Annotated in this window: 14 protein-coding genes; 9 read left to right on the forward strand and 5 right to left on the reverse strand. The window is 64.4% G+C overall.

Going from position 1 to position 17,932, the window contains the following annotated elements:
* Positions 1-86: 86 nt before the first annotated feature.
* Positions 87-971 (reverse strand): PEP-CTERM sorting domain-containing protein, encoded by an 885-nt coding sequence (locus ACSQ8Y_RS10555; RefSeq protein ID WP_436266410.1) that lies wholly within the window; start codon positions 969-971, stop codon positions 87-89.
* Positions 972-1,666: 695 nt separating this feature from the next.
* On the opposite strand from ACSQ8Y_RS10555, the gene ACSQ8Y_RS10560 reads away from it, so the two are divergent.
* Complete coding sequence (locus tag ACSQ8Y_RS10560) at positions 1,667-3,409, forward strand: diguanylate cyclase (RefSeq protein WP_436266411.1); 1,743 nt, start codon at positions 1,667-1,669, stop codon at positions 3,407-3,409.
* Here ACSQ8Y_RS10560 and ACSQ8Y_RS10565 read toward each other — a convergent pair.
* The 3 genes from ACSQ8Y_RS10565 to guaB all read right to left on the reverse strand — a co-directional run bounded on the left by ACSQ8Y_RS10565 (position 3,406) and on the right by guaB (position 7,115).
* Entirely contained in the window at positions 3,406-3,687 is a 282-nt protein-coding gene (locus ACSQ8Y_RS10565; RefSeq protein ID WP_436266412.1) for a hypothetical protein, read from the reverse strand. The genes ACSQ8Y_RS10560 and ACSQ8Y_RS10565 overlap by 4 nt on opposite strands.
* Positions 3,688-3,970: 283 nt before the next feature.
* Positions 3,971-5,581: a glutamine-hydrolyzing GMP synthase gene (guaA, locus tag ACSQ8Y_RS10570; protein WP_436266413.1), complete on the reverse strand. Its 1,611-nt coding sequence runs from the start codon at positions 5,579-5,581 to the stop codon at positions 3,971-3,973.
* A 70-nt stretch (positions 5,582-5,651) separates the two neighbouring features.
* A complete protein-coding gene (gene guaB, locus ACSQ8Y_RS10575) occupies positions 5,652-7,115 on the reverse strand; it encodes an IMP dehydrogenase (RefSeq protein ID WP_436266414.1) in 1,464 nt (487 codons plus the stop codon).
* 138 nt (positions 7,116-7,253) lie between these two features.
* On the opposite strand from guaB, the gene ACSQ8Y_RS10580 reads away from it, so the two are divergent.
* The 7 genes from ACSQ8Y_RS10580 to ACSQ8Y_RS10610 all read left to right on the forward strand — a co-directional run bounded on the left by ACSQ8Y_RS10580 (position 7,254) and on the right by ACSQ8Y_RS10610 (position 15,901).
* Complete coding sequence (locus tag ACSQ8Y_RS10580; protein WP_436266415.1) at positions 7,254-7,814, forward strand: DUF4124 domain-containing protein; 561 nt, start codon at positions 7,254-7,256, stop codon at positions 7,812-7,814.
* A 57-nt stretch (positions 7,815-7,871) separates the two neighbouring features.
* Positions 7,872-8,900: a LacI family DNA-binding transcriptional regulator gene (locus tag ACSQ8Y_RS10585; RefSeq protein WP_436266416.1), complete on the forward strand. Its 1,029-nt coding sequence runs from the start codon at positions 7,872-7,874 to the stop codon at positions 8,898-8,900.
* A 157-nt stretch (positions 8,901-9,057) separates the two neighbouring features.
* On the forward strand, positions 9,058-9,576 hold the full coding sequence (locus ACSQ8Y_RS10590; protein WP_436266417.1) for a gluconokinase: 519 nt from the start codon (positions 9,058-9,060) through the stop codon (positions 9,574-9,576).
* A gap of 31 nt (positions 9,577-9,607) precedes the next feature.
* Positions 9,608-10,921 (forward strand): MFS transporter, encoded by a 1,314-nt coding sequence (locus tag ACSQ8Y_RS10595; protein WP_436266418.1) that lies wholly within the window; start codon positions 9,608-9,610, stop codon positions 10,919-10,921.
* A 68-nt stretch (positions 10,922-10,989) separates the two neighbouring features.
* The gene (locus tag ACSQ8Y_RS10600) at positions 10,990-12,054 is read left to right on the forward strand and encodes a porin (protein ID WP_436266419.1); all 1,065 of its coding nucleotides are present in this window, start codon (positions 10,990-10,992) and stop codon (positions 12,052-12,054) included.
* Between the two features lie 18 nt (positions 12,055-12,072).
* Complete coding sequence (locus ACSQ8Y_RS10605) at positions 12,073-14,499, forward strand: GH36-type glycosyl hydrolase domain-containing protein (RefSeq protein ID WP_436266420.1); 2,427 nt, start codon at positions 12,073-12,075, stop codon at positions 14,497-14,499.
* A gap of 49 nt (positions 14,500-14,548) precedes the next feature.
* A complete protein-coding gene (locus ACSQ8Y_RS10610) occupies positions 14,549-15,901 on the forward strand; it encodes an MFS transporter (protein ID WP_436266421.1) in 1,353 nt (450 codons plus the stop codon).
* A 63-nt stretch (positions 15,902-15,964) separates the two neighbouring features.
* Here ACSQ8Y_RS10610 and ACSQ8Y_RS10615 read toward each other — a convergent pair whose 3' ends face one another.
* Entirely contained in the window at positions 15,965-16,657 is a 693-nt protein-coding gene (locus tag ACSQ8Y_RS10615) for a DUF899 family protein (RefSeq protein WP_436266422.1), read from the reverse strand.
* 137 nt (positions 16,658-16,794) lie between these two features.
* Here ACSQ8Y_RS10615 and ACSQ8Y_RS10620 point away from each other — a divergent pair, with 137 nt between their 5' ends.
* Positions 16,795-17,928: a sensor histidine kinase gene (locus ACSQ8Y_RS10620; RefSeq protein WP_436266423.1), complete on the forward strand. Its 1,134-nt coding sequence runs from the start codon at positions 16,795-16,797 to the stop codon at positions 17,926-17,928.
* Positions 17,929-17,932: the final 4 nt, after the last annotated feature.

The following is a 17,932-nucleotide window of genomic DNA, read 5'->3' on the forward strand; positions in this document are numbered from 1 at the left end:
CGAGGCGAAACCAGCGCCGGCCAGCGTTTAAGCGCATGGTCGACGGCCTGGCCCGTGCCGCTGCCAGCACCATCCAGTACGCCATCTTATTGGTCTGTGCGCTGGCGCGAACGGCGTCTGTGCAGAGCTATGATGCCGAGCCCCAGTGCGCACATGACTGATGTTGCTGGTTCGGGCACGGCGCTGGTAAGAAAAGATTGACGGTAATCGATCCCCGTGTCGGAAGTCAACGCGTAGTCCAAAACCCTGCCGTTTTGGGCGGTGTAGATCGAGTCAATACCGCCCCAGTAGGCCGATTTGTCGGCAAAAACGGCGGCCATACTCTCGCCCGTTACCCCGTACGCGGAGGTCTGGGTGTCGAGCTCCAGGCCGAGGGAAAATGCAACGCCGAACCGAAAGTCGGCTCGCACAGCGAAGGATGCTGGCGTCGAAAACAGCAGATCCCTGCCGTTTGATGCCGTGGTGCTGATGGTGTGCGAGTTATTCAGTGGATTGCTGGCGTCGACAGAGTGTTCTTCAAATGAAGTGCCTGCAGCGCCATTGAAATTGAGTGTGATGTTCGCGAAAGAGGCCGCATTCCCTGAAACGTTCTGCTGCCAGTTGTAATAGACGATGATATCGGCAAACCCCGTTTCGCCCTCATGACCCGCGGAACTGATCACCACGTTGTCCTGGAACGAGGCGCGGGAATAAGCGAAAGAAGTCACCGGCCAGCCAGCCGCGGCATTCGTTCGACCCTTCAAGATGCCGTATTCAGAAAAGGCGTAGGTGCTGCCCGACGCGGGGCCATCTGAAAAAGCAAGTGACGCGGCGTGCGACACCGGGTCACGCGTGGCATTTTCGGCGGCTACCCCACCTGCAGGATCAGTTTTAATGTAGCTGTAGCCTACTAGCGCGGCCTCCTGACACATCGCGTTTCCGCTCAGCACTGCCACTCCAAGCAATACCAGTGCTCTTGCCAGCTTCTGCATGTCGTTTCCTTCCGCTGAGGTAGCGAGAAATGTCCTGAGCGATTGGCAAGCAAACGTCATGCCCATGACAGAAGCCGTTGATTGTATTGACAATTTTTCTGCGCCTGACAAGCGGCTGTAAGATTTGCCGACACGCGAAAAAAACCCGCATGCGCGCCTGTGCGGCTTACAAGCAACCCTTGAGCACCATCGCATAGGACCGCTGACGCCGCGGTGATGAGGCCTAAACATGGCCCTGCCAGGAGCGCTACCACACCTCGCTGCATGCCGGGCCCATACACCAGGTTCCGGTCTACCTTTGGTTTGGACCGGGCTACGCGGCTGAGGCCAAACGCTTGTCGGAAGTATTGCTCGCCATGGAAAAGAGCGGAGAGTTGCGGCAATTGATGGGCAGGCTCCGCCGCAAGAATAACCGGGAACCGATGCGCGGGGGCGCGGCCTGTTTGCCCCCGACGTTGCCTGGCACGACCGGCCTGGCCGCGCTTGCCGGGCTCTCGTCAAATGCGTAGGGCTTGTCGTTGAAACTTAATTTCCATGACGAAATATTGTGTAATAATGAGACATCATGGCGTGATCGACTTACGCACGCGTCGCCGCGCCGCGCGCAGGCCACCGGATCGCCAACGCAGGCGCGCCCGGCGCGGCGGACTTTGTTTACTTCTAAGCGTGACGACCCGCTCCCGGAGCATTGAAACGTGAGGCTAAGACAACTCTTCTTCCTGTTAAGCGCGCTGCTGTCCGTCACGGTCATGGCGCTGGCCGCCAGCGTGGTGGCTGGCGCGTGGGGCGACCTGCGAGCAGCCGGGGCCGGGCGCGAAGCCATGCAGCAATTGCAGGCGGTGCTGCTGGTCGCCGAAATGACATCACGCGAGCGTGGGCCGGCCAACGGCGTGCTGGGTGCGGACTTGCCCGGCGATCCGGCCGGACAGGAACGATTGCGCGTGGCCCGCAAGAAAACCGACGACGCCTTTACCACTCTCGATCGTTCGCTGGGCAATGCCGTGGCGCCGCGCGCCAGGGTCCGCGACGAACTGCGGCGGATTCGCCTGCATCTGGAAGAGGCACGCAAAACCATCGACGAGGTGGCGCTACGGCCACGCAGCCAGCGCAGCCCGGCCGCGATCCGCGGCGCGGTGCGCGACATGATCGCGATCATCGAAGAATTGGCCCCGGTGACGGTCCGCCTTGCCAACGAGGCGGCGGCGGCCTTCCCCAACGCGGTGGACGCGTTGACGGCGGCCCGCCAGGCAGCGGCCTTGCGTGAATTCGCCGGTCAGTTGGGGTCGCAGTTCACCGCGCCGCTGGCGACACGCCAGCGCCTGAGCGCGGACGAGCACACGGCGATTGACCGGTTGCGCGGGCGTATCGACCAGTTGCGCCAGCAGCTCACGGTGGCGGCGGTGGCGGGCCAGGCCCGCCCGGCGGTGCAAGAGGCCAATCGCGTCATGCTCGAACACTATTTCGGCAATGCGCTGGCATTTGTCGATGAGCAGGTGGCCATTGGCGTAAATGATGGCAATTACCGCGTCAACACGGCGCAGTTCGCCGCGCGCTATGTCCCCGACATGGACGCCATCGTGCACCTGCGAGACGTGTTGCTGGACCAGGCGCTGGCCGATGCCAGCCGCGGCACTGCGCAGGCCCGCCACGGCACCACCTGGACCACCGGCGGCGCCGTGGCGGCGCTGGCCTTGCTCGGACTGACCTGGTGGCTGCTGCATCGCCGCGTCGTCGAACCGCTAGGCAAGACCACGGACCTGATCGTGACCATCGCGCACGGCAATTTCAACGTGCACATCCCGGCGCCGCGCCACCGCGACGAGCTGGCCGATATGCTGGGCGCCATTGCCGTGTTGCGCGACAACAGCGTGGCGCGGCAAACGGCGGAAGCCGCCATTCGGCACATGGCCTATTACGACCGCCTCACGGGCTTGCCGAACCGGCGCCTGCTGGAAGAGCGCTTGCCGCAAGCGCTGGCCTGCGCCCAGCGCCGTAACGCCGGGGCGTCGGTGCTGTTTATCGACCTCGACAAGTTCAAGCAAGTCAACGACCAGCATGGCCACGAGGCGGGCGACTGGCTGCTGCAGCAGGCGGCGGGCAGGATGCGCGCCGTGCTGCGCGAATCGGACACCGCCGCCCGCGTCGGCGGCGATGAATTCGTGGTGTTGCTGCCCGATGCGAGCGATGTCCGGTCTGCCGTCATGGTGGCGGAAAAGCTGCGCGGGCAGCTGGAGCTCCCGTTCGTCATGGACAGTGGCGTCAGCCTCCACGTTTCGTCCAGCGTCGGCGTGGCGATGTACCCCGTCCACGCGGGCAACGCGGCCGACTTGCTGCGTTTCGGCGACGAGGCCATGTATCAGGCCAAGAAACGGGGACGCAACGCGGTCGCGGTGTTTGCCGCCCCAACGCCGGCAATGGCAGGCGGCGAACACGACTAGTACCTCGTGGCAGAGAATTTGAAGGGTTCAGGCGGCATTCCTTTCCGCCTGCTGGCGCTGTGGCAGATCATGGTCAAGCCCAGCGTCAGTTGGCGCAGCCACGTCTTGGTCAGCGGCAGCGCGAACAGCACCTCGTCGTCCGGTGCCGCGGATGCGAACACCTCGTCCAACGCGATGCTGGCCTTGTCCGCCTGCTGGTAGACGAACTTGCGGCTGACGCCGTGCTGCGCGGCCAGGTCGCTGATCCTCGCCGTTCCCGCCAGCGCCAAAATGGCCATCTCCTTTCGGTCAACTTCGAGCAGCCTGGCTGCCGGACAAGCGGATGGATGCATGGGACTTACGCGCTTTCGATACCATCAACCGTGGGAATCCGGCATGATGGTGTCGGGACGGGGCGCGCTCACCGTCTCCGCAATACCATCAACGGTGCCAGCAATCCCGCGCGCTTGCCCCTGCCAGTCATTGCGAGATCTCGCCACCCCAAAAATAAAAAGCCCCTGAAAATCAGGGGCTTAGTCTCAACTTATTGCCGCGTCCTGCGCGGTGCAGCCAGACGGGAAATTATTCCCATTCGATGGTCGCAGGAGGTTTGCCGCTGATGTCGTACACGACACGGTTGAGCCCGCGTACTTCATTGATGATGCGGTTGGACACCTTGCCCAGCAGCGCGTGCGGAAGGTGCGCCCAGTGCGCGGTCATGAAGTCCTGGGTCTGCACGGCGCGCAGCGCCACCACGTATTCGTAGGTGCGGCCGTCGCCCATCACACCCACCGACTTCACCGGCAGGAACACGGCGAACGCCTGCGACGTGGCCTCGTACCAGTTCTTCGGCAGCTCTTCCGTGTTCACGGCCTGGCCGGCGATGAACTCGTATGGCGTGTTACGCAGTTCTTCGATGAAGATGGCGTCGGCCTGGCGCAGCAGGTCGGCGTAGTCCTTCTTCACTTCACCGAGGATGCGCACGCCCAGGCCCGGGCCCGGGAATGGATGGCGGTAGACCATGTCGTGCGGCAGGCCGAGCGCGACGCCCAGCTTGCGCACTTCGTCCTTGAACAGTTCGCGCAGCGGTTCGAGCAGCTTGAGCTTCATGGTCTCCGGCAGGCCGCCCACGTTGTGGTGCGACTTGATGGTCTGGCCCTTCTTGCCCTTGCCGGCGGACTCGATGACGTCCGGATAAATCGTGCCCTGCGCCAGCCACTTGGCGTTCACCAGCTTGGCCGATTCGACCTGGAACACTTCGACGAACTCGCGGCCGATGATCTTGCGCTTCTGCTCGGGATCGGTGACGCCGGCCAGGTGGCCCATGAACTGCTCTTCGGCGTCGACGCGGATCACTTTCACGCCCAGGTTCTTGGCGAACATGTCCATCACCATCTGGCCTTCGTTCTGGCGCAGCAGGCCATGGTCGACGAAGACGCAGGTCAGCTGGTCGCCGATGGCGCGGTGGATCAGCGCTGCGGCAACGGACGAGTCGACGCCGCCGGACAGGCCGAGGATCACGTCGTCGGTGCCCACTTGCGCACGGATCTTCTCGACCGCTTCGGAGATGTAGTCGGGCATGTTCCAGTCCGACTTGCAGCCGCAGATCTCGTGCACGAAGCGGCCCAGCATGGCCTTGCCCTGCTCGGTGTGCGTCACTTCCGGGTGGAACTGCACGCCGTAGAAGCGGCGCTCCTCGTCCGCCATGGCGGCGATCGGGCAGCTCGGCGTGTCGCCCATCAGCTTGAAGCCCGGCGGCATGTCCAGCACCTTGTCGCCGTGGCTCATCCATACCTTCAACATGCCGTGGCCTTCCGGCGTGACGAAGTCGTTGATGCCGTCGAGCAGCTTGGTGTGGCTGCGCGCGCGCACTTCGGCGTAGCCGAATTCGCGCACCAGGCCGTTCTCGACCTTGCCGCCCAGCTGCGCGGCCATGGTCTGCATGCCGTAGCAGATGCCCAGCACCGGCACGCCCAGCTCGAACACGGCTTGCGGCGCGCGCGGCGCGTCGCCTTCCAGCGTGGAGTTGTGGCTGCCCGACAGGATCACGCCCGAGGCGCCGTAGTTGCGCACGAAGTCGTCGCCGATGTCGTAGGGGTAGACTTCCGAGAACACGCCGGAATCGCGCACGCGGCGGGCGATCAGCTGGGTAACCTGGGAACCGAAATCGAGAATGAGGATTTTAGAGTGCATGGATGAGCGCTGAAAACTAGAAGAAATAAGAAACGCCGGCGGAGCATGCCGCCGGCGTTTGAGAGGAGCGTTAGTCGCCCGAACGGTAGTTCGGCGCTTCCTTGGTGATCTGGACGTCGTGCACGTGCGATTCGCGCATGCCGGCCGACGTGATCTCGACGAATTCCGCTTTCTCGCGCAGTTCGTCTATCGTGGCGCAACCGCAGTAGCCCATCGACTGGCGTACGCCGCCGACCAGCTGGAAGATGATCGCCAGCACGCTGCCCTTGTAGGCGACGCGGCCTTCGATACCTTCAGGCACGAACTTGTCGGCCTTCATGGTGGCGTCCTGGAAGTAGCGGTCGGCCGAGCCGTCCGACATCGCGCCCAACGAACCCATGCCGCGGTAGGACTTGTACGAACGGCCCTGGTACAGGATCACTTCGCCCGGCGCTTCTTCGGTGCCGGCGAACATGGAACCCATCATCACGGTCGAGGCGCCTGCTGCCAGTGCTTTGGAGATGTCGCCCGAGAAGCGGATGCCGCCGTCGGCGATGCACGGCACGCCGGTGCCGGCCAGCGCTTCGGCCACGTTGGAGATCGCGGTGATCTGCGGCACGCCGACGCCAGCGACGATACGGGTGGTGCAGATCGAGCCTGGGCCGATGCCGACCTTGACCGCGTCCGCGCCGTATTCCACCAGGGCTTTGGCGGCCGCCGCGGTGGCGATGTTGCCGCCGATGACGTCCACGTGCGGGAACTTGGTCTTGATCCACTTCACGCGGTCCAGGATGCCTTGCGAATGGCCGTGGGCGGTGTCGACCACCAGCACGTCCACGCCGGCCGCAACCAGCAGCTCGATGCGCTCTTCATCCTTCGCGCCGACGCCGACAGCGGCGCCCACCAGCAGCTTGCCGTGCTGGTCTTTCGATGCGTTCGGGTGTTCGGTCGATTTCTGGATGTCCTTGACAGTGATCAGGCCGCGCAGGTTGAAGGCGTCGTCCACCACCAGCACGCGCTCCAGGCGGTGCTTGTTCATCAGGCGCTTGGCTTCGGCCGTGTCTGCGCCTTCCTTGACGTAGACCAGCTTGTCGCGCGGGGTCATCTTGGCGCGTACTTCGGCGTCCAGCTCCTGTTCGAAACGCAGATCGCGGTTGGTGATGATACCAACTACTTGTTTACCCTCTACCACCGGGAAGCCGGAGATGCCATACTGCTCCGTCAGCTTGATGACTTCGCGGATCTTCATGTCCGGCGGGATGGTGATCGGATCGCGCAGCACGCCGGCTTCGAAACGTTTAACACGCGCTACTTCGCGGGCCTGGTCTTTCGGCTTCAGATTCTTGTGGATGATGCCGATGCCGCCTTCCTGTGCCATGGCAATGGCCAGGCGGCCTTCGGTGACGGTATCCATCGCGGCCGACAGCAGCGGAATATTCAGCGAAATGTTGCGGGTCAGGCGAGTTTTGAGAGACGTATCCGCAGGCAGAATATTGGAGTACGCAGGGACGAGGAGCACATCATCGAAGGTCAGTGCTTTTTGAAGTAAACGCATAGTACGATTTCCTATAGGCGCAAAAGTCGATTATACAGTAAGTCACGTCCCAAGTCTTTACCCAGGGGAAAAAGTCGCCGGTCGGGTTGACAGCACTGGCAAAGCATGGAAACCTGCCGCAAGGAGGATCTAGCCGCTATGAAACATTACCGTATGGCCCGCGCTGCAGCGCTGATGCTGGCGCTCTCGCTGCCCGCCTTGGCACTAGCTCAGTATATGTGGCTCGATGAAAAAGGCTTGAAGCAATTGTCCGACCAGCCGCCGCCGCCGTCGGTGCCGCAGAACCGCATACTGAAGCAGCCGCGCACCCCGGGGGCCGCCCTGCCTGCGCATGGGACGTCCAATGCCGCGCAGGGCGCAGCCGCGGAGGCCTCCACGCCGGCACCAGGCGCGGATGGCGCGGCGGCAGCACCGGAAGCCAAGGTCAAGCGCCCTCCCACGCTGGCCGACCGCAACGCCGACTTCGCCAAGCGCAAGACCGAAAGCCAGGCCGCCGAACAGAAGGCGTCCGAGGAAGCGGCCCGCAAGAGCGAGGCCGCGTCGAACTGCGCCGCCGCGCGCGGCGACAAGGCCGCGCTCGACTCGGGCGCCCGCATCTCGCAATACGACAAGGACGGCCAGCGCAGCTTCCTCAGCGACGAGCAGCGCGCCGAGCGCAGCAAGCGCAACCAGAAAATTCTCGCCGACTGCGCGCGCTAAGCAGCGCGCGCCGGTCTACAATGATGTTATCGCTACCAAATATCAAGAAAAACCCGGATGACCAAACCTTTTAACGGCAAGAGCCGCGCCAGCGGCCGAGTAACCCTTGCAGCAGTTGCGGAACGCGCGGGCGTGGCCACGATGACGGCCTCGCGCGCCATCAGCCAGCCCGAGCTGGTATCGCCCACGCTGCGCGCCCGCGTGGAAGCGGCGGTGGAAGAGCTGGGCTATGTGCCCAACCGCGCAGCGCGTGCCCTCGCCTCCTCACGCTCCAACGTCATCGTGGTGCTGGTGCCGTCGCTGTCGAACGCCGTGTTCACGGCCGTGCTCGCCGGCATACAGGACGCGCTCGACCCTTACGGCTACCAGATCCTGATCGGCAACACGCGCTACTCGGACGCCGAAGAGGAGAAGCTGCTCAACGTCTACATGCAATCGAATCCGGACGGGATCTTGCTGTCCGGCCTGTCGCACAGCAAGGGCGTGCAGAAGATGCTCGACGCGTCGCGTGTGCCGGTGGTGTCGATGATGGATATTTCGGCCGAGCCGGCGCAATTGTCGGTCGGCTTTTCACAGGTGCAGGCCGGCCACACCATGACGCGCTACCTGATAGACAAAGGCTACAAGCGCATCGGCTTCATGGGTGCGCAGCTCGACGAACGCACCATCAAACGCGCCGAAGGCTACCGCCGGGCGCTGGAAGAAGCCGGGCTGGCGGACCCGAAACTGGAGCTGATGGTGAGCGATCCGTCGACCATCGCGCTGGGCGCCGAGCTGGTCGGCCGCATGCTGTCGGCCACGCCCGACATGGACGCCATCTTCTGCTGCAACGACGACCTGGCGCACGGCGCCATCTATCAATGCCAGCGGCGCGGCGTCCGCGTGCCCGAGCAACTCGCCATTTGCGGCTTCAACGATTTGCCGCCCTCGGCCTGGATGAACCCTTCGCTCACCACGATAGCCACCCCGCGCTACCGCATCGGCTTTGAAGCGGCCTCGCTGCTGCGCTCCGTCATCCGTGGCGAAACACCAACACAGGCCCACATCGATCTCGGCTTCACAGTCATGGCGCGCGAGAGCGCATAAGCCCCATTCCAAGGGCCGCCCCGGCCCTGCTCCGCCCGCCTTCGCGCAGCGCCATGCTGCGGTGCACCATCAAATTTTCCTTTACAAATTTCCACGAGCCGCTAAACTCGCCTCACTGATAGCGCTAACAGATAGCGCTACCAGATTAGGGAGATTTATGAATCAAAACACAACAACGCGCTGGGTCATCATGGGCGTCAGCGGCTGCGGCAAAAGCGAAATCGGCGCGCGTCTGGCCGCCGAACTGGGCGTCGTCTTTCTCGAGGGCGACGCCTTTCATCCAAGCGAGAACGTGGCCAAGATGTCCGCCGGCATTCCATTGAACGACGAGGACCGCGCCGGCTGGCTGCAAACGCTGCGCCGGGAAATCGAGGCGGCGCGCCAGCGGGGCGACGGCCTGGTGCTGTCCTGCTCGTCGCTCAAGCGGCGCTACCGCGACCTGCTGCGCAGCGGCGACGCCGCACTGCGCTTCGTCCACCTCAGCGGCGAGCGCAGCGTCATCGAACAGCGCATGCATGCCCGCCCCGGCCACTACATGCCGCCCTCGCTGCTCGACAGCCAGCTGCGCGACCTCGAGCCCTTGGAAGCCGGCGAAGCCGGGCTGCGTCTCGACCTCACCCTGCCGCCATCGCAACTGGTCCGGCAAATTCTGAACACCCTGGAACGCCACGCGTAGCGTCCAGCTTACAATCCACAGAGGAGACAGCATGAACACCATCACCAAAAAGGTTCCACGGCGCCGCTGGGGCATAGGCGCCCTGCTCGGCATCGGCATCCTGGTCAATTACATAGACCGCATCGGCCTCTCGGTCGCCGCCCCCCAGATCCAGGAAGCATTCAAGCTCACCCCGGTGGAATTGGGGCTGCTGTTCAGCGCCTTTGCCTGGTCGTATTCCTTGCTGCAAATCCCGGTCGGCATGGTGATGGACCGCTTCGGCCCGACCCGTGTGGGACGCTGGGGCGCTTTCCTGTGGGGCGTGGCATCGACCGTCACCGCCTTCTCCAGCGGCTTCGCCGGCATTTTCGCGGCCCGCATCCTGCTGGGCATCGCAGAGGCGCCGGCCTTCCCCGTCAGCGCCAAGGCCACCGGCTACTGGTTCCCGCGCCGCGAGCGCAGCATGGCCACCGCCATCTTCGACGCGGCCGCCAAGTTCTCCAACGTGATCGGCGTGCCGCTGGTGGCCCTGGTCGTCGTGACCTTCGGCTGGCGCTGGGGCTTCGGCCTGACCGCCGTGCTCAGCTTCAGCTACTTCTTCGCCTTCCTGACCTTCTACCGCGACCCTAGCGCCGACAAGAATCTCAGCAAGGAAGAACTGGCTTATATCCAGCAAGGCGGCGCATCGCCGGAAGGCCCGTCCGAGGCGGGCGCGATGAATATGCTGGGCTACCTGCTGACCAAGAGCAAGATCTGGGGCTTGACGATCGGCTTCGCCGCCTACGGCTACACCTTCTACCTGTTCCTGACCTGGCTGCCCGGCTATCTGGTGCAGACCATGCACATGAGCATACTGAAGTCCGCCGGCTTCGCCGCCATTCCCTGGCTGTTCGCCACTGCCACCGACCTGTTCGTCGGCGGCTGGCTGATCGACCACCTGATCTCGCGCGGCAAAGACGAATCCACCGTGCGCAAGAGCGTGCTGATTATCGGCATGCTGTTCGGCCTGGCCGTATTCGGCGCCACGCAAACCACCGATCCGGTGTGGGCCATCTTCTGGATCTCGATCGCGCTGGGCGGCCTCGCTTCCGCCGCGCCGGTCGGCTGGTCGCTGCCGTCGCTGATCGCACCGAAGGGCGGCGCAGGCACCATAGGCGGCATCATGAACTTCGCCAACAACCTGATGGGCGCGGCCGCCCCCATCGTCACCGGCATCATCGTGGGCGCCACCAACTCCTTCACCAATGCCTTCATGGTGGCCGGCGTCATCCTGCTGATCGGCATCGTGTCCTTCGTCTTCGTGCTGGGCAAGATCGAACCGATTCCGGACCCTGAACCGCGCGGCGCCAGCGTACCGGCTGTGTAATCCCCGGCGGCGCACCAGCAAGCGGCGGCACAGCCGCTGAGCGCCGCCCACCTTTCCCTGGAGATAATATGAAACGCATCACCGCGCTGACCGCGCTCGCCCTCACCACTTGCACCGGCACAGCGCTGGCACAAAGCAATGTCGCCTTTTACGGCGTGATGGACCTCGGCATTTCACAAGACCGCGGCGGCGTCGCCGGCACGTCCACCCGCGTCACCAGCGGCATGGCGACCCAGAGCCGCTGGGGTTTCCGCGGCAGCGAAGACCTGGGCGGCGGCCTGGCGGCCTTCTTCGTCATCGAAGGCGGCATCCACGGCGACGTCGGCAATTCGACCCAAAACAATACCCTGTTCGGCCGCACCAGCATCGTCGGCCTGCGCAGTGCCAAGCTGGGCTCGATTTCCATCGGCTTGCAGGACACGCCGCTGTTCACCACGCTCAACACCGTGGTCGATCCGCTGCGCAACGGCATCGCGCGCTCGAACAACCTGATGCCGTCGACCGGCTTCCGCGCCAACAACTCCGTGCTCTACCGCAGCCCGGACCTGAACGGCTTCAGCGCCGACGCCATGGTTGCCGCCGGCGAGGTGGCGGGCGACAGCGCCGCCAGCCGCGCGCTTGGCGGCTCCTTCGGCTACAGCAAAGGCCCGCTCAATATCCGCCTGGCCTATCACAACAAGAACAACGACACCGCCTTGCTGAAGAACACGGCGCACGCCCGCAACACCCTGCTGGGCGCCAACTATGACTTCGGCCCCGCCAAATTCTGGTTCGGCTACGGCGTCGACCGGGGATTGAACAGCGCGCCCTTGAACGCAGCGGGCTCGCCATTCGGCGGCAAAGCGGCCACGCCATCGACAGACAGCAGCGACTTGCTGCTGGGCGTTTCGCTGCCCTTCGGCGCCAGCACCGTGGTCGCCACCGGCATCCGCAAGAACGACCGCAGCCCGCTGAACCAGGACGCGCAGCAATATGCGCTGGCCTATATGTATGCCTTCTCGAAACGCACCGACGTTTATACTTCCTACGCGCGGATACGCAACCAGAACGGCGCCGGCTACACCGAGGGAAACAGCGAAGAGCCGGGCACCGGCAACCGCCAGTTCACGGTCGGCCTGCGCCACCGCTTCTAAGCCGTTTCGGAGATACCCATGTTACGTCCCACCCACGATGGCGAGCGCTACGAACTGAGCAGCCCCACGGCCATGCCCAAGGCCGGCGGCTTCCTGTGGAACCAGAAAATGATGATACAGGTGACTTGCCGCGGCTATGCCACCGCGCAGTTCATGCAGCCGGAACCTGCGAAGTACGCCTACGCGCCCAACCTGGAGGCCAAGACCTTCATGCAGCCGGAGCAGAACTACTACGCCCACCATCCGGGCCGCTTCGTCTACATCAAGGACGAGGAAAGCGGCGAGATCTTCTCCGCGCCCTACGAACCGGTGCGCGCGCCGGTGGACGTGTTCCGCTTCTCGGTCGGCAAGAGCGATATCGCCTGGACAGTCGAGCACCTCGGCATCCGCGTCGAGCTGACCCTCAGCCTGCCGACGCAGGACGTGGTGGAACTGTGGACCGTGAAGGTGCTGAACCTGTCGGGCCGCCCGCGCAGAATCAGCGTCTACCCCTACTTCCCGATCGGCTATATGTCGTGGATGAACCAGTCCGCCGAGTACCGGCCGGACCTGGGCGGCGTGGTAGCCAGCTGCGTCACCCCGTACCAGAAGGTGGCGGACTACTTCAAGAACAAGTTCTTCAAGGACCGCACCTACTTCCTGTGCGAGACGCCGCCGCACTCCTGGGAGACCATGCAGCAGGCGTTCGAGGGTGAAGGCGGTCTGCACGCGCCGTCCGCATTGCAGGCTGAAGAACTGGCGCGCAATGACGCCCGTTACGAGACCCCCACCGCCGCCGTGCAGTACCGCCTGGCATTGGGCAGCGGAGCAGGTAACCGAACAGGTGGCGACGTGGATGCCGGCGTTGGCACAGGCGCGGCCGCCGGCATGGACACGGACGCCGGGCGCGAACTGCGTTTCATTTTCGGCCCCGCCTTCGACGACGACGAAATCCGCGCCATGCGAGGCAAGTACCTGAGCCAGGCCGGCTTCGCCGAGGCGAAGCGCGACTACGCCAGCTATATCGAACAGGGGTGCGGCATACTGCGGATAGAGACGCCGGATCCGGAGCTGGACAACTTCGTCAACCACTGGCTGCCGCGCCAGGTCTATTACCATGGCGACGTCAACCGCCTGACCACCGATCCGCAGACCCGCAACTACCTGCAGGACAATATGGGCATGAGCTTCATCAAGCCTGCGGTCACGCGCGCGGCCTTCCTGCACGCACTGTCGCAGCAGGAGGCCAGCGGCGCCATGCCGGACGGGATCCTGCTGGTCGAAGGCGCGGAACTGAAATACATCAACCAGGTGCCGCACACCGACCATTGCGTGTGGCTGCCGGTGTGCCTGAAAGCCTATCTCGATGAAACAGGCGACTATGCCATGCTGCGCGAAGTCGTGCGCGACAGTGAAGGCAACGCGGTCACCGCGTTCAACCGCATCAGCCGGGCCATGAACTGGCTGCTGGACGCGCGCGACGAACGCGGCCTGAGCTATATTGCCCAGGGCGACTGGTGCGACCCGATGAATATGGTGGGCTACAAGGGCAAGGGCGTGTCCGGCTGGCTGACCGTGGCCACCGCCTACGCGCTGAACCTATGGGCCGATATGTGCGCACAGCTCGGCCACGAGGACCGCGCAGCGGATTACCGCGCCGGCGCCGCGCGGGTGAACGCCGCCGCCAACGAGCACCTCTGGGACGGCGACTGGTACGCGCGCGGCATCACCGACGACGGCGTCACCTTCGGCACGCAGCAGGACAAGGAAGGCCGTATCTGGCTCAACCCGCAGGCCTGGTCCATCCTGGGCGGCGCGGCAGGCCCGGAGCGGCGCGCGAAAATGCTGGCGCAAGTCGACGAGCAGCTCAGCACCCCCTACGGCGTTGCCATGTTCGCCCCGCCCTTCAGCGCCATGCGCGAAGACGTGGGGCGCGTCACGCAGAAGCATCCCGGTTCGGCGGAGAACGGCGCCGTGTACAACCACGCGTCCGTGTTCTATATCTACAGCCTGTACACCGTTGGCGAGGGCGACCGCGCCTACCGGCTGCTGCGCCAGATGCTCCCCGGCCCGACCGAAGCGGACTACCTGCAGCGCGGCCAGTTGCCGGTGTTCATTCCGAACTACTATCGGGGCGCGTGGCACCAGTATCCGAAAACAGCGGGCCGCTCCAGCCAGCTGTTCAACACCGGCACCGTGTCGTGGGCTTACCGCTGCTTCATCGAAGGATTGTGCGGGCTGCAGGGCGACGCCGAAGGCCTGCGCATCAATCCCCAGCTCCCGACCGGCTGGGGCGGCATCAAGGTCACGCGCTTGTTCCGCGGAGCGAAGTTCATCCTCGACATCCGCCGCACCGACGTGACGGAGGTGATGGTGACGCATGCCGGGCAATTCCTGCCTGAAGCCCACGTCAAAGACATCGTGCCGGGAGCAATCTACAAGCTGAACGTCTGGGTGCCCGCTTGAGAGCCGGCCCGATGCCAGGGGGCGCCCGTCCATTACCGAAAGCATCCCTGTGGCCATAGTTCTCACATCCCCGCTGTCGTGGCGCGAAAAGTTCAGCTACGGCATTGCCGATATGGGGTTCAATTTCTATTGGACCAATATCGCCACCTTCCTGCTGTTCTTTTACACCGACGTTTTCGGCATTTCGGCGGCCGCCGCCGCGTCCATGCTATTCCTGATCAAAATCGTCAACGCCTTCACCGATCCGCTGATCGGCGCACTGGCCGACCGCACCAAGACCCGCTACGGCAAGTTCCGTCCCTACCTGGTCTGGATGGCAGTGCCGCTGGCTGCGGCCGCCGTGCTCACCTACACCACGCCGAACCTCGGCCACGACGGCAAGCTGGCCTGGGCCTACGGCAGCTACCTGCTGATGATGGTCTGCTACACCGGCACCAACATTCCTTACAACGCGCTGTCCGGCGTCATGTCCGGCGACCCGCAGGAGCGCTCCACCATCAACGGCCTGCGCTTCATCTTCGCTTTCGCCGGCAGCACGCTGGTCACCGCCGCCACACCCTGCATGGTGCGCCTGCTTGGCGCCGGAGACGACAAGCATGGCTGGCAGCTCACCATGCTGGCCTGGGGCATGGCTGCCACCGCGCTGTTCGTGCTGACCTTCGTCAACACGCGCGAACGCATCGCGCCGCCCGCCACGCAGCAGAGCAAGGTCGCGCAGGACATCAGGGACCTGGCGCAGAACCGGCCGTGGATCGTGCTGTTCTTCCTGGCGCTCATCATCATGATCAGCATCACGCTACGCACCTCCACCGCCGCCTACTACTTCAAATACTACGTCGGCCGCCCGGCACTGTTGGCCAGCTTCGTGCCCGCCTATATGGTGGCTGCGGCCGCCGGCGCCTCGCTCACGCCGCTGATGACGCGTTTCGTCGACAAGAAACTGCTGCTGATGATACTGATGAGCGTCACCGCCATCCTGTCCGGTGCCTTCTTCTTCGTCGACAAGGAACAAGTGGCGCTGATGTACGCGCTGCAGATAGCACTCGGTTTCGTACTGGGACCGAAATCCCCGCTGGCATTCTCGATGTACGCCGATACCGCCGACTACAACGAATGGCGCACCGGCCGCCGGGCCACCGCCATGACCTTCGCCGCCGCCACCTTCTCGCAGAAGCTGGGCACCGCGCTGGCGGTGGCGGTGATCGGCGCGCTGTTTACCACGCTGGGCTATGTTCCGAACGCCGCGCAATCGTCAGGTTCGCAGGCCGGCATCGTGTGGCTGATGTCCTTGATCCCGGCCTTCTTCGCCCTGCTCGCGGTAGGCGTGATGTTCTTCTACAACCTCGACAAGCAACTGCTGGTGCGGATCCAGTCCGAACTGGCCGCCCGCAAGGGCGCTTGATTAAATAACGCGCGCAGTATGGATTCCCTGCCAGCGCGGGAATGGCACAGTGCGCCGGGCTCGCTAGTACTCCAGCTTCGGATACCAGTCTCCGCCCCGCCCTGCCGGCGTGAGGTCCAGAATGTTCCACAGCGGCGTGGGGTCGGGCGCGCCGCGCGCGTCCTGGCCGGGGTCTTCGGTCCCGCCCAGTTCCGAGGCCCAGAAGTGGCGCACCTTGCCATGCTCCTTCACCCACACGTCCAGCGCCGGCCATTCGCTGCCGTCCGGCGCCAGGCCGCGATAGTGGCGCGCGTAGTCATCGCCGACGGTGGCGTAGAACTTCAGGTTGCGCCAGCCGCGCTCGCGTGCAAAAGCCAGCTGGCGCGCAACCGGCGAGCGCCCCAGCACCGCGAATGCCACCCGCTGCGTGATGTCGCGCACCGGAATGTCCATCGCGCCCAAAAAGGCTGTGCACATGGGACACGGACGCTCGCGCTGCGGGCCATACATCCAGAAGTAGGTGACCAGCGTCTCATGCGGACCGAACAGCTCGGCCAGCGCCACCGTCTTGCCGTTTTCATCCGTGAAGTGATAGTCGCGCGCTTCGCCGCCCGGCGGCAACGCGCGGCGCTGCGCAGCCACACGCTCGATGTGGCGCCGCAGTTCGATCTCCTCGGCCAGCAGCGCCGTGCGCGCGGCGCGGTATTCGGCGCTGTCGTTGGGATAGGGCTTGCTCGCAGCTGCGGCTAGCTCGCCGGCGGGTTTGAGTTGGCTCATCGCGTGCTCCCTGGCTATGGAATAGTTCCAAGCTACGCTATCCCACCGGCCGCCACGCCACAGTGCGCGATCTCACCTAACTGGGTTATCATGGATTTAAATCAAGCAACTTCCCTTTCATCGACACCCAGCCAGCCATGCGACTCTCTTCTTTTATCACCCAGAACCTCGAGGGCATCCTGGTTGAATGGGAAGCGTTCGCGCGCACGCAGGGACCATCCGCCACCCATATGTCATCGCTGGCCCTGCGTGACCATGCGAAGCTGATACTGACCACCATCGCCGCCGAAATCGAGACCGCCCAGACGCCGGCGCAGCAAAAGGAGAAGTCGCGCGGCATGGCGCCCGACGGCCGGGGCCCGGAAAGCGCGGCCGCCACGCACGGCACGCTGCGCCAGTTGAGCGGTTTTTCGCTGATCCAGCTGACGGCCGAATTCCGCGCCCTGCGCGCCACCGTGCTGCGCCTGTGGCTGCCCAAGGTCGAGGCCATCACGGAAACATCGACCAGCGACATGGTGCGTTTCAACGAGGCCATCGACCAGGCCCTGGCCGAGTCGATCGTCACCTATTCCAGGCGTGCGGCGGCGGCGCGCGACACCTTCCTGGCCATCCTCGGCCATGATTTGCGCAGCCCTCTCGCTACTGTCGCCATGGCCGGCACCTACCTGGCCTCCGCGCCGCCCGACGCCGACAAGATCCGGGAAATCGGCGAGAAGGTGCAGCGCGGCGCGGCGTCGATGACGTCCATGGTCAATGACCTGCTGGAGTATGCGCGCGTGCAGCTGGACGGTGAAATACCGATCGTGGCCAAGCCGATGGACTTGATGGAGATTTGCCAGCCGGCGCTGGAGAACGCGCGGGCGGTCCATCCGAACTGCCCGTTCGAATTTTCCGCCACCGGCGACCTGCGCGCGCCCTTCGACCGGCACCGCATGCAGCAAGTGCTGTCGAACCTGCTCAACAATGCTGCCCAGTACCGCGACGACAGCGCCGCCGTCAAGATGACGGCCAGCGGCGAAGCGGATGCGGTCGTGGTGACCGTGCAGAACCATGGCCCGCTGATACCGCCGGAAGCGCGCCAGGCCATCTTCGATCCCATGGTGCGCCTGGCTGGCGACGACGGCGGCAACGGGCGTTCGCTGCGCAGTATCGGCCTGGGGCTGTTCATTGCGCGCGAAATCACGGAAGGCCATGGCGGCACACTGGAAGTGCAGTCCGATGCCGGGCGGGGTACCGTGTTCACGGTCCGCGTCCCGCGCCGAACCAGTTAAAGCG

The organism is Pseudoduganella sp. LjRoot289, from assembly GCF_964252925.1.
In the GTDB taxonomy this organism is placed as follows: Bacteria; Pseudomonadota; Gammaproteobacteria; order Burkholderiales; family Burkholderiaceae_D; genus Rugamonas.